The following is a 17,474-nucleotide window of genomic DNA, read 5'->3' as shown; positions in this document are numbered from 1 at the left end:
CGGTCAGACGTCAGACAGAGGAGAACGCCTGTGCCGCCAAGCTACGGCCAAATCAACGACGACGTCCTGAACGCCATGCAGAAGCCGGGCTACGGGTTCTACCTTGCCGTAGTCTCCCTGGCCGGGCTGGTCGGGCTGGCGGCGCTCAGCCTGATGTACCAGGTCCAGGCGGGAATGGGGGTGACCGGGCTGAACCGCCCCGTCGGCTGGGCGGTCTACATCACCAACTTCGTCTTCTGGGTCGGCATCGCGCACTCGGGAACCCTGATCTCGGCGATCCTTTACCTCCTGCGGGCCAAGTGGCGCGACGCCGTGTCGCGCTCGGCCGAGGCGATGACCATCTTCGCGGTCATGACCGCCGGGCTCTTCCCGCTCATCCACCTCGGGAGGCTGTGGGCCGTCTACTACATCATCCCCTACCCGTCGCAGCGCCAGATCTGGCCGAACTTCGTGAGCCCCCTGGTCTGGGACGTCCTCGCCGTATCCACCTACTTCACGGTGAGCCTCATCTTCTGGTACATCGGCATGATCCCCGACCTCGCGGCGGCGCGGGACCGCTACCGCGCGGAACTGGGCCCGGAACAGTTGAAAAGCAGGATCTACCGCGCCCTGTCGCTTGGGTGGTCCGGCACGGGCACCCAGTGGCACCACTACGGCCGCTCCTACCTCTTCTTCGCGGCCCTCGCCACGCCGCTGGTGGTCTCGGTGCACTCGGTGGTCTCCTGGGACTTCGCCATGAGCCTTTTGCCGGGGTGGCACAGCGCCATCTTCCCCCCCTACTTCGTGGCCGGCGCCATCCACTCCGGCCTCGCCATGGTGCTCACCCTGCTGATCCCGATGCGGAAGCTCCTGCACCTCGAGCGCCTGATCGAGATGCACCACTTTGAGATGCTGGCGAAGACCATCGTCCTCACCGCCACCATCGTCGGCTACGCCTATGCCGTCGAGGCCTTCATCGCCTGGTACAGCGGGGACCTGGTGGAGTGGCAAAACCACAAGTGGCGCCTGTTCGGACCGGTGGCCTGGATGTACTGGCTCTGCGTGGTCTGCAACGTGCTGGTCCCCTGGCTCTTCGTCTTCCGGCGCCTGCGCACGCACTACCTGCCGCTCCTGGTCATCTCGCTGCTGGTCAACGTCGGCATGTGGTACGAGAGGCTGATGATCATCTACACCTCCCAGGCGCACGACTTTCTCCCCCACAATTTCGGGCGCTACCTCCCCACCTGGGTGGAACTGATGATCACCGCCGGTTCCTTCGGCTTCTTCTTCCTCTTCTTCGTCCTCTTCACGAAGGGGCTCCCCACCGTCCCGCTCAGCGAACTGAAGGGGCAGGTTGCGGAAAATGAACTCTCCCCCGGCGCCTCCTGCCCAGAGACGGTGAGCCACAGGCTGCCGCTGCACCGCCCCACCGTCCTCGCCGTGTTCTCCAGCGCCGGCAGCCTGGTCCGGGGGGCGAGGTGCTGCTGCGAGAGCGGTTTCCAGGTGATGGAAACGTTCTCCCCGGTAAAGATCGAACCGCTTTCCGAGGTCCTGAAGCTGAAGAAGAGCCCGGTGCGGCTGTTCACCCTGGCCGGTGCGGTCGCGGGTCTGGCCGGCGGTTTCTGGCTCGCCGGCGGCACCGCGCTGGTGAACCGGCTGACCGTGGGGGGGAAGCCTCCCCTCTCCTGGATCCCGTTCTGCGTGGTCGGCTTCGAGGGAACCATACTCCTCGGGAGCCTCGCGAACCTCCTGGGGCTCGCGCTTTTGGCCCGCCTGTTCCGGCTGGAGACGGCTCCAAGCTACGACCCGCGCTTCTCGCGCGACAAGTTCGGCCTGCTGGTGAGCTGCGGACCCGACCAGGTCGAACTGCTGAAGGAGCGGCTCTCCCCCGCCCGACCGGAGGAATTCCATGTCCGCCAGTGAGCGCCCCTTCGCCAAGCTCTGGCTGCCGTTCTGGCTCCTCCTCGCCCTGGCCGGTATCGCGACCTGGGTCGTGCTGCTGAACGGGGCCGAGGAGCCGCGCGCCTGGCGCTCGCTGCTGATCAACTTCCTGTTCTTCACCTCGCTGGCGGGGGGGATGGTGGTCTGGCCGCCGTTGGTGGCGACCTGCAACGGCCGGTGGCACCTCAAGGTCGAGCGTCTCGCCTCGGTCGGGATCGCCTTCGCGCTCCCCTCACTGGCCGCCCTGGTGCTCCTGTGGGTCGGCAACGACCTTTGGGCGCCTTGGCAGCGGGTCCACTACCACCAGGGGATCTGGCTGCACCCCGACTTCCTGCTGGGGCGCGACCTGGCGGGTCTGCTCATCTTCTGGGGCGCGGCACTGTACCACCTAAACCGGCGACGCTCGGGGGAGGGAAAGCCCAGCGGCGCGGTACTGGTGCTGATCTACTGCCTGGTGTTCTCCCTGCTCGGCTTCGACCTGGTCATGGCGCTCGACCCTTACTGGCACAGCAACCTGGCCGGCGGCTACTTCTTCATGTCCGGGCTCTACATCGCCATCACCTGCTGGGCGCTCCTCGCCGCGAGCCATCCGGCGGCCGAGCCGGACCAGCTCCACGACCTCGGGAAGCTGATGGTCGCCTTCAGCCTGATGACGACCTACCTGATGTACGCGCACCTCTTGCCGTTTTGGTACGAGAACCTCCCCCGCGAGGTCCGCTTCATCGTGCCGCGCCTGCACGGCCCGCAGTGGGCGCCGGTGAGCGCGTTCCTTTTGGCCCTCGTGTACTTCGGGCCGCTGGTGCTCCTCCTGCCGGTCCGCGCCAAGCGCAGCCGCCTGGCACTGGGGGCGATCTCCTTCCTCGTACTGTGCGGGCTCTGGCTGGAACGCTGGTGGCTGGTGGCGCCGACCTTCGAGCAGGCGCCCCGGCTCGGGCTCCCGGAGCTCTCCCTCGCCGCCGGTTTCGCCGGGGTGCTCGGACTCGGGATGACCTGGATGCGCCGGGTTGGGGAGGGGAGGTCGTGATGACGGCAGCGGGACCCGATACCGGCCCGGAGAAGGCACCGGGAAAAGGAGGGACACCGAGGGGGGTGCCTTTGTGGGCCAACGCGGCAGCCGCCGGCGTGCTCCTGTGCGCCGCCCTGGCGGGGATGGTCTACCTGGGCCGGCTCTACCCGGTGGGGCTCGGCCCGCGCCAGCCCATCCCGTTCAGCCACCGGGTGCATGCCGGGATCAAGCAGATCGGCTGCTTCATGTGCCACGACAGCGCCACGCGCTCGTCGCGGGCCGGCATACCGCCGCTGCAGACCTGCCTGCTCTGCCACGCCCGCATCATCCGCACCTACCCCTACATCGCCCGGCTGCGGGAGCTCGCGGCCCGGAACCAGCCGGTGGTCTGGCAGCGGGTGAACTGGGTGCCCGAATTCGTCTATTTCGACCATTCCATGCACCTGCGGCGCGGTGTCGACTGCGGTCACTGCCACGGCGACATCCGGCAGATGGACCGGGTGGCGGGGGCGGTCAAGTTCGAGATGGGCTTTTGCATCCAGTGTCACCGGGACAACCGGGTCACCCACGACTGCTTCGTCTGCCACAGGTGAATGGTTACGACAAAAGCGGTTACGCGAAGAAAAACCAGACTAGGGGAAAACAGATGGTCAACCTTATCCACAAGCCCCAGAGTGCGGCCCTCGCCTTCATGGTCGCGGGCGCGGTCTGGTTCGTGGTGGGCGCCGTGTACGGCATGTTCTCCGCCATCCACCTGGTGGCGCCGGAGTTCCTCCCCCACGTGGCGGCGCTGGTGTTCGGACGGGAGCGCCCGGTCCACATCAACACCATGCTCTACGGCTTCACCGGCACCATGCTGATCGGCTCCGGGCTTTACTACCTCCCGGCCCTGCTGAAAACGAGGCTCTGGTCCGAGCCCCTGGCGTGGATCGCGTTCCTCTTCTGGAACCTGACCGTCCTGAGCGGCCCCGTGGGGTTCGCCTTCGGCCTCACCCAGGGACGCGAGTACAACGAGTACGTCTGGATCGCCGACGTCTCGCTGGTTGTGGCCGTCGCCTGCCTCATCGTCAACACGGCGCTCACCATCGTGCACCGCCGGGAGCCGCAGCTCTACGTCTCCATCTGGTACTTCATGGCCGCGCTCCTCTGGACCGCCTGCAACTATCCGCTGGGGAACGTCATGTGGCACCCGGCCACCGGGGCCATGCCGGGGCTGATCGACTCGCTCTTCCTCTGGTTCTGGGGGCACAACCTGCCGGGACTTCTGATCACGCCTCTCGCCACCGGCGCCGCCTACTACGTGATCCCCCGGGTGACCCGGACGCCGCTCAACTCGCACACCCTTTCGCTTCTGGGCTTTTGGTTCCTGATCGCCCTCTACAGCCACATCGGCGGGCACCACGTGCTGCAGTCCCCCATCCCGAACTGGCTGAAGACGGTTTCCGTGGTCGACTCCGTCTCCATGATACTGCCGGTCTCCATCGTGGTGATCAACCTCTGGCTCACCGCGCGCGGGTTCGGCGGCAGGGTCTGGAGCGACCCGGCGGCGCGGCTGGTGATGGGGGGGATCGTCTGGTACATCATCACCTGCATCCAGGGGCCGCTGCAGTCGCTCCCCTTCCTGCAGCGGGTGACCCACTTCAACAACTGGACCGTCGGTCACGCCCACATCGCCATGCTCGGCTTCGGCGGCTACATCGCGCTGGGCGCCATGTGGCACGTGCTCCCCCTGGCGAGCGGGCGCCCGGTCTATTCCCGGAAGCTGGTCAACCTGCAGTTCGGCCTGATCACCCTGGGGCTCACCGGCTTCTTCCTGGTGCTGACCATGGCCGGGCTGGTGCAGGGGACCGCCTGGCACAACGGCGAGACGGTGCTGCGGGTGCTGCCCCAGATCGCCCCCTTCATGGTGCTGCGGGCCGCGCTCGGCATCTTCATCCTGACCGGCTCGCTGGTCGGCCTTTTCAACCTGTACATGACCCTGCGCCCGGCGCCCGAGCCGGAACTGATCAGGCGCGCGGAGGAGGCGGCATGAAGATGACACCCGCCTTCCTCATCGTCGGAGCGCTCATGGTCTTTTGGGCCTCCACCTTCATCATCGTGGGGATCCCCTCGATGACCATGAAGGACTACCCCTCCGACATCTGGCGACCGCTCTCGCCGCTGGAGCGGGAGGGGCACCGGCTCTACGTGAAAAACGGCTGCAGCTACTGCCATTCCCTCTTCATCCGGGTCAGCGACTGGGACGTCGGGGCGGAGCGGATCGCGAGGGCCGGCGACTACGCAGGGATCGAACCGGCCATCCTGGGGAGCGAGCGCACCGGCCCGGACCTCTCCCAGGAAGGGGGGGAGCACAGCGACGACTGGAACATCGCCCACTTCACCAACCCGCGCTACACCACGCCCGTCTCGCTGATGCCCGCCTGGGACTTCCTGACCGGGCATGAGATCGCCGCGCTGGCTGCCTACGTGCAGGCGCTGGGGGGTAAGGACGCCGACCTGAGGCAAAAACGCCAGCACGACTGGAAGCGGCAGGCGCTCGCCGCCTACGCGGAGGGGGTGGACCGCAACATCGAGTGGCTGCACGCCCAGGTCCCCGAGGTCTGGCGCCGGATGCCCAACCCCTACCCGGCCACCGAGGCGGCGCTGCAGCGCGGCAAGAGGATATACCAGCAGCTCTGCATCAACTGCCACAGCCCGGTCGGCGACGGCAACGGCCCGGCACAGCCCTTCCTGGGGCCGCCCCCGCTGAACTTCACCATTCTCAGGCGTCACCTGGTGGAGAACCGGTACATCGGCGGGATCTTCTACTACCAGATCATGAACGGCATCACCGGCACCGCCATGCCCTACTTCAAGAAGCACCTGGAAAGCGAGAAGATCTGGGACCTGGCCAACTACCTGGCGGTCTCCTTCGTGGGGTACACCGACGCCAACACCGAGCCCCGCGGCATCGACGCCTCCTACGAGGGGGATTGGCAGAACCGCTACCGGCCGCCGGCCGTGAACGGCTCGCCCTAGCCCCCTTCCCCCGGAGACGGCAGCGCCCCCCCTCCCCCTCTCCCGGAGGGGGAGGGGTGACAGGAGAGAGAGATGGACAGCCCGTTGGAAACACCCGCTTTTTTGTTGATCTGGATGTGCCTCCCGCTCCTGATGTGCGGGACGCTGATCGTCTTCTTCGTGTGGGGGGTGCGGTCGGGGCAGTTCGCCGACCAGGAGCGGGCCCGCTACCTGGCGCTGGACAGCGGCATTCCGGAGGAGCCCCCCGAGGAGCCGGGGCAAGGGAGGGGGGCGAATGATTATTCGCCCCTACAGTGGCCGGATGGGCTCCCCGGCTTTTGCCAGGATCAGGGAGGGTTGTCCGGACGGAAGGGAACGTCGCGTGGAGAAAGGAGCTAGGGGGACGTCATGCTGATGCTCTACCTGTACGTGCTGCAGAACCAGTGGCTGGTCATCGCGCTCTTGTCGGGAGCGGCCCTGGTGCTGATCATGGCGCTCACCTACCAGGCGCTCTGGCTGCCGCGCGGCGTCGAGAAGCGGAGCGAAACGATCAAGGTGCGGGGACCGGCCAGCTTCTTCCGCTGGCTGGCTAGCTTCATCCCCTGGGTGATCATCCTCCTCATCGGAGTCTGCATCGCCTTCACCCTCTGCGAGGTCACGCAAAACCACGCCATCCCCCCTAACTGGTGAGGCGCCCCATGGAACGAACCCCAGACTACGACGAGCACCAGGAACTGCGCTCCCCCTGGGAGTGGGTGATCCTGATCGCCTTCAGCGCCTCCATCATGGGGTTCGGCTGGCTGGTGTACCTGCTGGTCCAGGACGCGCCCCGGCGTTGGGATTTCGGACAGCTCCCGGACGCGCCGGCGGAGTCCATATATTCGAGCGAGCAGCCGCGGCGAAAGGCGCAGCGCCAGATCCGGCCGCTGCCGGAGGCGGTGCCGCTGCCGCCCCGGGGGCAAAGCGGTAAACGGGAGGGGGACAGATGAGGAAGCTGACGCTCTTCATGGTGGTGGCGCCCCCGCTGTTCGGGGCGGTCCTCTTCGGGTACATCCTGTACCGGGGCCCGCGCATGACGGTGCAGCACCACGTGCGGGAATTCCAGATGGTGCTCCCGGCACCGGCGGTGGGTTCGGTGAGCGTCACCCCCGCAGCGGGGCGCGCTCCCGCACAGGCCGAAGCAGCGGGGCTCGCCAACCCGGTCCCGGCCACCCCGGCCGCCCTGGTACAGGGGGAAGTCTATTACGGCTATTACTGCGCTTTTTGCCACGGCGGCAGCGGGGCCGGCAACGGCCCCGTCGGCAACAGCTATGTCCCGAGACCCGCCGACCTGCGTCTCCCCAGGGCCTCCTACCGCGACGGCGAACTGCTGCGCGCCATGCTCACCGGAATCGGCCACGAGCCGGTGCTGGAACGGGTGGTCCCCCCCGCGCACCGCTGGCCGTTGGTGACCTACCTGCGCTCGCTGCAACCCTCCCGCTGACCCCGCCCCCCTCACCCGCGTCATGCCCCCGGGCTTCCCGGCTCATCCCTGTCCGCCGGAGAGGAGCTCGTGCAGCAGCCGCGCGAGCTCCTCCATCTGGAAGGGCTTTTTCAGGAACGCCGCACCCTCCCGGCTGGCGCTCGACTCGTCCAGGATGGCGTGGCTGTAGCCGGACATGTAGATGCACTTGATCCCCGGGCGGGTGCGCCTGATCCGCGCCATCATCTCCTGTCCCCCAAGCCCCGGCATCAGCACGTCGGTGAGCACCAGGTCCATGGGCACCTCTGCGTTCGCCGCAACCTCCAGGGCCTCCCGCGGATCGGCTATGGCGAGGCAGCTATAGCCCAAGGCTTCCAGCATGCCGGCGGTAAGCTCGCGCACCATATCCTCATCCTCTACCAGCAGCACCGTGCCGGTTCCCCGGCTCAGCACTGCAGCCGGCGCCGGTTTCTGCCCCGTCTCGTCGCTTACGCACCTCGGGAGGTGGATGCTGAAGGCGCTGCCGCGCCCAGGCTCGGTTTCCAGGTCGATGAAGCCGCCGTTTTGCCTCACGATGCCGTACACGGTGGCAAGCCCCAGCCCGGTCCCCTTCCCCTGTCCCTTGGTCGTGTAGAACGGCTCGAAGACGTGGCCCCGCGTCTCCGCGTCCATGCCCGCGCCCGTGTCCCTGCACACGATCCTGACGTAGCTGCCGCCCGGCACCTCCGGGTGCAGGGGGGGCGGCTCCTCGAGCTGCACGTTGGACGTCTCCAGGGTGATGGTTCCCCCCTGGGGCATGGCGTCGCGGGCGTTGACCGCCAGGTTCATGACGATCTGGTCCAACTGCACCGGGTCGATGCTGATGTTCCACAACCGGTCCCCCGGCACCAGCACGATGGCGACGTGCTCCCCGATCAGGCGCCCCAGCGACTTCTTCAGCTCTTCCAGCATGGCGTTGACCTGCACGCACTTCGGCACCACGACCTGCTGACGCGAGAAGGCGAGCAGCTGCGTGGTGATGTCCCGCGACTGCTCCGCGGCCTTGACGATCTGGCGCAGGTGCTCCAAAAGCGCATCGCCTGCGGCCTGCCGCGCGGCGAGCTCGGCGTTGCCCAGGATCACGGTCAGCTTGTTGTTGAAGTCGTGCGCCACCCCGCCGGCCAGCCGCCCGACCGACTCCAGCTTCTGGGCCTGGCGCAGCTGCTCCTCGATGCCGCGCCGCTCGGTCACGTCACGCACCGTGCCGATGATCCCGATGACCCCGCCGGAGCTGTTTCTCAGGGGGGCGGAGGCGTCGGAAAGCCAGAGCGTCCTCCCGCTCACGTGTCTCGCGGCGAATTCGGCGACCGTGGGGGCGCCCCCCGCCAAAAGCTGTTCCAGGCGGTGCGTCAGGCCGGTTTCGGCAAGCCAGGGAAAGACCTCCGCGGGGCGCTTCCCCAGAACCTCGCTCGCCGGCACGCCGCTCACCTCCTCCATGTACGGGTTCCAGACCAGGTAGCGCAGCTCACGGTCGTAGACGATGATCCCCTCGCGGGCGCTGTTGATGATCTCCTGGTTGAACTGCAGCGTCTCGGAGAGCCGCTCCTCGGCCTTCTTCCGGGCCGTGATGTCCTCGTAGATGCCGAGTACCCCCCGTACCGCGCCGTCCTCGTCGGTGAGCGGCATCTTGCTGGTCTCGATCCAGATGACGCTCCCGTCAGCCTGGGTGAGGTTCTCGATGATGTGCATCTTGGCCTGGTTCCCCTGCATGACCTCCCGGTCGTCGGCCCGGTACCCCTCGGACTCCTCCCGGCTCCAGGGGAGCTCGTAGTCGGTCTTCCCCACAATCAGGGCCGGATCGGCAAGCCCCGCACTCCTCGCGAACTCCCTGTTGCACCCCAGGTAGACGCTGTTTCTGTCCTTCCAGAAGATGCAGTGGGGGATGGAGTCCATGATGTGCATCAGGACGTCGTTGGTGTGGCGCAGCTCCCCCAGGGCCAGGTGGAACTCCCGGTAGGGGCGCTTGACGGCGGCCGCGAAGATGCCTCGGTAGATCAGCAGGAAGGCGAACAGCTTGTACAGGTGCCCGAGGACGTTGAAGCTGTCGAAGGCGCTCTTGTACGCGGTGAAGGCAACTTCGCTCACGATGCAGAGGATGAAGGCGCACAGGTAGTAGAGGTAGATGCCGTCGCCGGAGCCGCGCAGCCTCTTCACGTAGGCCAGGGTGGACAGGAAAAGGAGCACGATGACGACCAGCTCTGAGAGCTTCTTGAAGGGGGTGAGCCCCGAGCCGGCTGCGAAGGTGTCGGGTACCAGGTCCGGCCGGAAGATGATGGCCGCGAAGGAGATCCCGACGATGGCCAGCACCCCCGCTATGAGCTGCACTCTCCCCAGCCAGCGACAACGGCACTTCTCGTCGACGAAGGCGCTGGCCAGGAAGGCGGCGGCAGAAAAGAAGCGCCCGGCGATCCAGAACTGGGTGGACTTGTTGGCGGAGTTGGGGGTGATCAGGTCGGGCATCCCCAGGTAGGCCAGGGTGTGCATGAAGTCCAAAAGGCCGATGCCCAGGAAGGCCACCGCGAGGAAGAGGGTGTGCCGGTCGCGGCTTTGACTGAAGGAGAACCACCCCACCCCGAAGATGGAGAGGGAAACCATGACGCTGAAGAGCTCCACCACGTTGTGGAAGGTGAGGTAGGCGGAAACGTCCAGCACCAGGTACAGCCTGGCACCGAACAGCTGCAGGAGGAGGAACGGGATGACGGCCAGAACCGACAGCGCCACCAGCACCACTTTCCACCGCGATTGCAAGTCACCCAGGGGCATGCCACACCCTCCGCCATGCTTCGTGAAGCCTGCGCCGTACCGCCTTCGTTACATGCACACCTTCAGGATCTGCTCCAGGTCGGTCTCCCCCTGCAGCACCTTCATCAGGCCGTCCATCTTCAGCGTCCACATCCCCTCGTCCATGGCGATGGAGCGCAGTTCGTCCATCCCCACGCCGCGCCTGATGGCGCTCTTGACCGTCTCGGTCCCCACCATCAGCTCGTGCAGGGCGAGGCGCCCCTTGTAGCCGGTGCCGCCGCACTCGTCGCATCCAACGGCCTTCATGAAGTTGGCGTCCTTGAAGTCGGCAAGGAGCTCTATGTTGTCCCCGGCGATCTGCCTCAGCGAGGCCAACGCATCGTCGTAGCGCTGCCGCTGGTCGCGCGCCGGCTTCTTGCATTTCGGGCAGAGCCTCTTGGCCAGGCGCTGGGCCAGGATGCCCAGAAGGGCGTCGGAGAAGTTGAAGGGGTCCATCCCCATCTCGATCAGGCGCACCGCCGCCTCGGGGGCCGAGTTGGTGTGCAGGGTGGAGAAGACCAGGTGGCCGGTGAGCGAGGCCTCGATGGCGATCTTGGAGGTCTCGGCGTCGCGCATCTCGCCGATCATGATGACGTCCGGGTCGGCGCGCAGGAAGGAGCGCAGGGCCTCGGCGAAGGTGAAGCCGATCTTGGCGTTCACCTGCACCTGGCACAGCCCCGCCTGGGTGATCTCCACGGGGTCCTCCGCGGTCCAGATCTTGCGCTCCTGGGTGTTTATGTGTCCCAGCGCCGAGTGCAGCGTCGTGGTCTTGCCGGAGCCGGTGGGGCCGACGCAGAGGATGATGCCGTGCGGCTTCTCCAGGATGTCGATGAAGCGCTCCAGGTTGTGCGGCAACAGCCCCAGCCCGCTCAGGGGGAGCGGCTTGGAGGCCGCCAAAAGCCTCAGGACCGCACCCTCCCGCCCGCCGACCATCGGGGTGATCTCGACGCGGTATTCCAGCATCTGCTGCCGGTAGCGGAGCAGGATCTTGCCGCTTTGCGGGCGCCGCCGCTCGGCGATGTTCAGGTCGGCCATGATCTTGATGCGCACCGTGATGGCCCCCTTGTACGAGGCGGCGACCTTGTGGGCGTGGATGCACTCGCCGTCGATCCGGTAGCGGATGCTGAGCGGCTCGCTCCCGGCGCCGGGCTCGAAGTGGATGTCCGAGGCGCCGCGCCGATAGGCGTCGATCAGGATCCGGTTCACCAGGGAGATGATCTTGGAGTCGGGCTCGAAGAGGAGCCTGGTATCGTCGGCCTCCTCCTCGATTGTCACCGTCTCCGCCTCCCCCTTCATGGCGTTCAACAGGGTGTCCACCGTCTCGACCCGGTTCCGGTAGTACTTGTCGATGGCGGCGAGGATCTGGCGCGACGGGGCGACCACGAGCTCGGGGGCGAAGTTGGTGGAGAATCTCAGGTTGTCCCCGATGGTCAGGTCGGTGGGGGCGCAGGTGGCCACCACCAGTTTTCTCCCATCCAGGGAGATGGGGAAGACCCTGAGCCGGGTGGCCAGCCCCTCGGAAATGGCGCTCAGCGCGGCGTCGGTGGGCACCACCGTCTCCAGGTCCACGAAGCGGAGCCGGAACTTGGTGGCCAGCGCCGAGAGGAGCTGTTCCTCGGTGATGAGCCCCTTCATGATCAGGAGTTCCCCGACCTGCAGCTTCTTACCCTTCTGGCTTTTGAAGGCCGCCTCCACCTGCTCCCGGGTCACCAGCCCCGACTCGACCAGGATGTCCCCAACCCGCGTGTGGTGCATCTCGTGTCTTTGTGCCTGCTCGTGCATCTCACCCTCGTCCACTGCGTCGGCCAACAAAATGGCCGCGTCCTGGTCCCCGCGCTGCGCCTGCTCCTCCTGCAGCTTCAGCGCCGCCTCGAGCTTTTCGTTCGACAGGACTCCCTGGTCGTGGAGGATCTGCCCGGTGTAGCGCGCATCCTGGCGGTAACGCACCCCGGAGTCGGTAAAGAAGATGGTCTGGTTGTCATCTCCCGGCAGCAGCCCCAAAAACCCCTTGAGGAACTTGCCGTTGCCCGGCACGGTCACCTGGAAGGTCTCCCCTGCGATGGTCTGCACCTCCTCAAGGGTCTCGTTGCCGCCGCGCCCGATTCCGGCCGGCGGGCTCTGGAAGCGGATGTAGCAGATCTCATCCAGGGAAAAGACCAGCGTCTCCTTGCTCCCCTCGGTCAGCACCTCGAGGTCGGTATCCTGATATTTGAAGGAACGGGTCAAAACCCCCTTGATCTCGTCCCCGGTCTTCAGCTTGATGGTAAGTTCGTTCATCATCCCCCCTCGGCGGGCCTAGGCCTTGCCGTTTACCAGATGCTGCGCGGTCCCTTCTGCCAGGGGCTGCGCGGCGGAATTTTGCAACTGCAGGTGATCCTCGTCGGTGAAGAACCGGGCGACGCGCTCCGCGTTCACCGGACGTGACACCAGGAAGCCCTGGATCTCGTGGCATCCCTGGTCCTTCAGGGCCTCCAGCTGGTCCACCGATTCCACCCCCTCCGCCACGATCTGCATCTTGAGACTCTTGGCCATGGCGATGATGGCGGTCACGATGGCCTGATCCTCCGAGCTCTTCATCATGTTCAGAATGAAGGTGCGGTCGATCTTCAAGGTGTTGATGGGGAAGCGGTGCAGGTAGGAGAGCGAGGAATAGCCGGTGCCGAAATCGTCGACGGAGATGGTGATCCCCATCTCGCGCAGCTCTCTCAGCACGCGGCAGGTGTACTCGTCGTTCTGCATCAGGGCGCTCTCGGTGATCTCTATCTCCAAAAGGGTGGGGTCCAGCCCCGTCGCCTCCAGCACGGCGCAGACCGACTGCTTCACGTCCTGGCGCTGGAAGTGGAACGGGGAAAGGTTCACCGCCACCCGGACCGGCGCCAGGTTCGCGTCCTGCCACGCCTTGGCCTGCAGGCACGCGGTGCGCAGCACCCAGGCGGTGAGCTCCGCAATCATGCCGCTCTCCTCGGCCAGGCGGATGAACTTGTCGGGCGCCAGCATCCCAAGCCTTGGGTGCATCCAGCGTACCAGCGACTCGACGCTGGTCACCTTGCCGGTCAGGAGGTCGACCTTGGGCTGGTAGTGCAGCACGAACTGCCCCAGCTCCACCGCCTGGCGCAGGTCGGCCAAAAGCGTCACCCGTTCGCTGGCGTGCTCGTTCATCCGCTTGTCGAACAACGCGAAGACGTTCTTGCCGCACCCCTTGGCGTGGTACATGGCGATGTCGGCGTTCATGAGCAGTTCGTCCACGGTCTTGCCGTGGTGGGGAAAGAGGGTCACCCCGACGCTGGCGGTGACGCGGATCTCGCTGGAGCCCAGGCGGAAGGGGGTGGCGAACAGGGCGACCAGCTTCTGCGCCACCAGGGCCGCGTTCTCCTCGTTGGCCACGTTCTGGCAGAAGATGGTGAACTCGTCCCCTCCCAGGCGGGCCACCGTGTCGCAGCTCCTGACCACGGTGCCGAGCCGCCCGGCCACCTCGATGAGCAGCAGGTCCCCGGTACGGTGCCCCAGGGTGTCGTTGATGTCCTTGAAGTGGTCGAGGTCGATGAAGATGACCGCCACCGCCTCCCGGGCCCGCTCGGCGTGGAACAGCGCCTGGGCCAGGCGGTCGTAGAACAGGGTCCGGTTGGGGAGCCGGGTCAGCGGGTCGTAATGGGCGAGCTGCTGCAGGTGGGCCTGGCGCTGCCTGAGGATCTGGTCCCTCTCCTCGATCTCGTGGAGCATCTCGTTGAAGCCGTCGTACAAGAGCCCGATCTCGTCGTCGCAGGGCTTGGTCACGCGCAGCGCGAAATTCTTGCTGGCGGAAATCTCCTTCATGGCTGCCAGCAGACCCAAAAGCGGAGCCGAGATCATCAGCTGCAGCCGGGCCGAAAACAGGCAGAAGACCAGGAAGGTGACCGCCATGAAACCGAGCGCGACCAGGACGTTCCAGCGCAGGCTGTTAAGGAACCCACTGGCGTTGGCATGGATCACCACGGTGCCGATCTGCTCGCCGTCCAGCCGGATCGGCCTGACCACGCTGGCGTAGCCGGACAGAAACGAGCTGGTGTAGGCCTCGCTGGTCACCTGCCGCACCGCCTCGGCCACCTGGTCCTGCGACGCCCAGTCCGGCAGGCCCTCCAGGGGAAGGGCGGTGTGCACCTGCCCGGCGGCCTGGTAGCGCACGAACAGGCGGCCATCCTTGTTGAGGATGTAGACCGCGAGGATGTTGCCCTTCTCGGTGACGGGCCTGATGGTATCCAGCGCCGGCTTCGGGTCGTTGAAGGCCAGCGCCGGTGCGCTGTTTCTGCCGATCATGTCAGCCAGCGAAACCAGGTACTCCTGCTGGTTCCGGTACAGGACCTTGGCCTCGCGCGCCACGAAGAAGAGGGAGGAGACGAAAAGGGTCGCCGTGCAGCACCCCATGATGATCAGCATCAGCTTGCGCTGCAGGGGGAGGTTTCTGATGAACTTTTCGCCGGGACGCCTCATGTCATTCACCTTCGCGTACGATCCTGGCCAGCTTCAGAAGCTGGGAACTGATCTTGAAACGGGACTGCTGCGCCGCCTTGACGTTGATCTCGAAGCGGACTCGCCCCTCGACCTCCACGAGACCTATGATCCCCCCGAGCCGCGCGAAATCGGGGATATCGCTCACCGTCAACAGCGACCGCTTGCGCGCCTGGTCCAGGATCCCGGCAAGGTAGCGCTTCTCCACCCCGCTCACCACCAGCAGGTGGCACTCCCCCAGCTCCTCGCCGGGCTGCATCCGCCTCACCTGCAGGGGATGCCCCAGCACCGTCTTGCCGCGGTACTGCTCCAGGGCCCCGGTGAAGGGGCCGCGCCCGATGCTGCAGACCACCAGCGGGGCCCCGCTTCCGGAGAAGACGCCCGTGGGCCACTCGATGTACTTGGCCATGTTGAACACCATGGCCCCCTTCACCTGGTATTCCTGGGGCGCTTCCGCAAGCAACCGCCCCGCCCCCCCCAGCAGCAGGCAGAGAAGGGCCGGGAGCATCAGCCCCAGGCGGCACCTCCTTATGCGGATCGCTGGCATCGGCATCCCTCTCCTTAGAACCGGTAACTGAACAGGAGCCGGTAGGTCCTGCCGTCCTGGGGGATCAGGCTCTGCGCGTGGTCGGTGGTGGCCGGGTCGTCGAGGCGCCGGTCCAGGAGGTTGTACACGGAGAAGGAAGCATCCAGCCCCGGCAGCAGCGCCGTCGAGGAGAGGGTGGCATTGGTGACCAGGTACCCCGGAGAAGCGACCCCGGCGCCGTTGTGGCTGAACTCGCGCCGGCTCACCCCCTGCATCTCGATCCCCGCGAACACGTTCTTGCGGTACAGGGGCGCGGTCAGGTTCAGCTTCACCAGGTGGCGCGGCGAGTAGTCCAGGCTCTGCTCGGTCCCCTCGTTCCTGGCCGCGACGTAGCCGTAGCTGCTCCTGGCCGCGAAGCCGCTGCTCCATTGCCCCTCTATCTCGAACTCGCCCCCCACCGCCTTGACCCGGTCGATGTTGGCGAAGGCCACCTGGGTCGGCGACACGTCCTGGTAGCTGATCAGGTTGTCGATCTTGTTATAGAAGACGCTCGCGCTGGTGCGCAGCACGCCGCCGTAGTACTGCTCGTAGATCGCCTCGTAGCTGCGCACGGTTTCCGGCCTGAGCGACGTGCTGGTGGCGTAGCCGTCGAAGACGTCGTTGTAGTAGAGTTCGTAGGCGTTGGGCGCCCGGAAGGCGTGGCCGTAGATGAGCTTGAAGACGGTCCCCTCCACGGGGGTGTAGATCAGTGCCAGGCGGGGGCTGGTGGCCCCGCCGAAGGTCTCGTAGTGGTCGTAGCGCACCCCGGCATTCAGGATGAGCGTGTCCAGGATGCGCAGTTCGGCCTGGCCGAAGAGGGCGTAGAAGACGTTTTCGTGGCTGTTATCCAGCCGGCGCCCCCCCGGCACGAGGTCGTAGTTGGGGATCTCGACCTGGAAGTTGTCCCGGACCCTGGCCCCGCCGGTCAGTTGCAGGCGCGGCAGCAGCTGGCGGCTCGCCTGCACCTCCGCGCCCCACCAGCGCGCCAGGTGCTGGTCGCGGTTCACGTAGCTCGCCGGGTACAAGGGAGGATCGTCGCCGGTGCGGTCATAGGCGAAGTTCCCGGTAAAGCGGTACTCGTCGTAGAAGAGCCTGGCGGTGACGCTCGTGCCGTCGATGGCCTTGTCGTACCTGAGGTCGAGATAGCTCCTGCGGTCGTTGGAGTCGGTGCGCGGGTCGTTGAAGATGGTACCGAAGGAGGCGGTGGGGATCCTCTTGTCCCGCGAGACGAGGGCGCCGGCCAGGGTGAAGTCGTGCAGGTGCCCCGAGGCGAACAGCGAGTAGCTGCGGTCCCGGTCCATGTTGCGGGCGATGCCGTTGTTGGTGGCCGGATCGTTGAACTCGGGGAAGAAGAGGCGGTCGTTGCCCCGACTGTCATAGCCGGAACCGGAGAGCAGGAACTCGCCGCCGTTGAAGAGCTTGCCGTAGCTGATGCGGCCGGAGCCGGTCTTTTGGCTCCCCCAGCCCCCTCCCAGCTCGACCCCCTCGATCTGTCTGGCGCTCTTGCTGATCACGTTGATCACGCCGAAGAAGGCCCCCGCGCCGTAGAGGGACGAACTGGGGCCCCTGATGATCTCGATGCGGTCGATGAGTGCCATGTCCAGGATGAACTCGGTGCCGATGGCCGCCGATTCATAGATGGCATCGTTGATCTGGTGGCCGTCAACCAAAAGGAGCACCCGGGTGTTGTAGTCGCCGGGGCGGTTGAAGCCGCGGGTGCCGATGTAGCTGTAGTTCCTGTCGTAGGTGGCGAAGAAGCCGCGGGTCGCCTTCAGCACGTCGGCCAGGGTGCGCCAGCCGTAGCGCCTGATCTCCTCGGAGGTGACCACGGTCACCGACGCGGGCGCCTCGGTCACCACCTGCTCGAACTTGGAGACGCCGTAGACCGTCTCCACCTTCAGGTTGGTGAGCTGCTCCAGGTCCATCGACTCGAGGTCGGACGGCGCCGCCTGCTCCGCGTCCTGGGCGAGCGCCGTCCTGCCGCAGGAAAGGGAGAGCAGCAGTGAGCCGACAAGCACCAGCCGCAGGCCGGGACGGGATTTTCTCATCGCCTTCCTCCAGCGTGCCTGCTTCTTTTGCACCTGTGCCGCCGGACGGAACAACGAGCTTGAGGAAGAAGGCACTGCATGATATCGAAAAAATCCGTGAAAGCTCTTGATGGGTGATGGATCATTTAATATTTTATTATTATTGTCAATGCTTAATACGGCAATGGCGGT

The 17,474-nt window shown here is 66.1% G+C and carries 14 protein-coding genes; 9 read left to right on the top strand and 5 right to left on the bottom strand.

Annotated elements, in window-relative coordinates; genetic code table 11:
- Positions 1-30: 30 nt before the first annotated feature.
- The 9 genes from KP003_RS20165 to KP003_RS20125 all read left to right on the top strand — a co-directional run bounded on the left by KP003_RS20165 (position 31) and on the right by KP003_RS20125 (position 7,406).
- Positions 31-1,902 carry a quinol:electron acceptor oxidoreductase subunit ActD gene (locus tag KP003_RS20165; protein ID WP_239027577.1) on the top strand — a complete coding sequence of 624 codons (1,872 nt, stop codon included), beginning with the start codon at positions 31-33 and terminating at the stop codon, positions 1,900-1,902.
- On the top strand, positions 1,889-2,944 hold the full coding sequence (locus KP003_RS20160; protein WP_217300193.1) for a hypothetical protein: 1,056 nt from the start codon (positions 1,889-1,891) through the stop codon (positions 2,942-2,944). The genes KP003_RS20165 and KP003_RS20160 overlap by 14 nt, the downstream gene beginning before the upstream one ends.
- Positions 2,944-3,519, top strand: coding sequence for a cytochrome c3 family protein (locus tag KP003_RS20155; RefSeq protein WP_236026675.1), 576 nt, complete (start codon positions 2,944-2,946; stop codon positions 3,517-3,519). Before KP003_RS20160 ends, KP003_RS20155 begins: the two co-directional genes overlap by 1 nt.
- A 53-nt stretch (positions 3,520-3,572) precedes the next feature.
- Positions 3,573-4,958 (top strand): cbb3-type cytochrome c oxidase subunit I, encoded by a 1,386-nt coding sequence (locus KP003_RS20150; RefSeq protein WP_216497109.1) that lies wholly within the window; start codon positions 3,573-3,575, stop codon positions 4,956-4,958.
- Positions 4,955-5,944 (top strand): cbb3-type cytochrome c oxidase subunit II, encoded by a 990-nt coding sequence (locus KP003_RS20145; RefSeq protein WP_216497110.1) that lies wholly within the window; start codon positions 4,955-4,957, stop codon positions 5,942-5,944. The genes KP003_RS20150 and KP003_RS20145 overlap by 4 nt, the downstream gene beginning before the upstream one ends.
- A gap of 72 nt (positions 5,945-6,016) precedes the next feature.
- Positions 6,017-6,322 (top strand): cbb3-type cytochrome oxidase assembly protein CcoS, encoded by a 306-nt coding sequence (ccoS, locus tag KP003_RS20140; protein ID WP_216497111.1) that lies wholly within the window; start codon positions 6,017-6,019, stop codon positions 6,320-6,322.
- Between the two features lie 9 nt (positions 6,323-6,331).
- Positions 6,332-6,613, top strand: a complete 282-nt coding sequence (locus KP003_RS20135; protein ID WP_236026676.1) for a hypothetical protein — start codon at positions 6,332-6,334, stop codon at positions 6,611-6,613.
- Positions 6,614-6,621: 8 nt separating this feature from the next.
- Positions 6,622-6,912, top strand: a complete 291-nt coding sequence (locus KP003_RS20130; protein WP_216497112.1) for a hypothetical protein — start codon at positions 6,622-6,624, stop codon at positions 6,910-6,912.
- A complete protein-coding gene (locus tag KP003_RS20125) occupies positions 6,909-7,406 on the top strand; it encodes a c-type cytochrome (protein WP_216497113.1) in 498 nt (165 codons plus the stop codon). The genes KP003_RS20130 and KP003_RS20125 overlap by 4 nt, the downstream gene beginning before the upstream one ends.
- Before the next feature lie 42 nt (positions 7,407-7,448).
- On the opposite strand, the gene KP003_RS20120 is transcribed toward KP003_RS20125, so the two are convergent.
- The 5 genes from KP003_RS20120 to KP003_RS20100 are packed head-to-tail and all read right to left on the bottom strand — an operon-like array spanning position 7,449 to position 17,303.
- A complete protein-coding gene (locus tag KP003_RS20120; RefSeq protein WP_216497114.1) occupies positions 7,449-10,187 on the bottom strand; it encodes a hybrid sensor histidine kinase/response regulator in 2,739 nt (912 codons plus the stop codon).
- Positions 10,188-10,235: 48 nt separating this feature from the next.
- On the bottom strand, positions 10,236-12,482 hold the full coding sequence (locus KP003_RS20115; protein ID WP_216497115.1) for a GspE/PulE family protein: 2,247 nt from the start codon (positions 12,480-12,482) through the stop codon (positions 10,236-10,238).
- 18 nt (positions 12,483-12,500) lie between these two features.
- The gene (locus KP003_RS20110) at positions 12,501-14,672 is read right to left on the bottom strand and encodes a putative bifunctional diguanylate cyclase/phosphodiesterase (protein WP_216497116.1); all 2,172 of its coding nucleotides are present in this window, start codon (positions 14,670-14,672) and stop codon (positions 12,501-12,503) included.
- A 1-nt stretch (position 14,673) separates the two neighbouring features.
- Positions 14,674-15,237: a TOL_0243 family YfiR-like periplasmic protein gene (locus KP003_RS20105; protein ID WP_236026677.1), complete on the bottom strand. Its 564-nt coding sequence runs from the start codon at positions 15,235-15,237 to the stop codon at positions 14,674-14,676.
- Between the two features lie 14 nt (positions 15,238-15,251).
- Positions 15,252-17,303 carry a TonB-dependent receptor plug domain-containing protein gene (locus KP003_RS20100; protein WP_216497118.1) on the bottom strand — a complete coding sequence of 684 codons (2,052 nt, stop codon included), beginning with the start codon at positions 17,301-17,303 and terminating at the stop codon, positions 15,252-15,254.
- Between the last annotated feature and the right edge of the window lie 171 nt (positions 17,304-17,474).

It is taken from the genome of Geomonas diazotrophica, assembly GCF_019063885.1.
Lineage (GTDB): Bacteria > Desulfobacterota > Desulfuromonadia > Geobacterales > Geobacteraceae > Geomonas > Geomonas diazotrophica.
The sequence above is the reverse complement of the archived record's forward strand: the minus strand, read 5'-3'. Positions and strand labels throughout refer to the sequence as shown.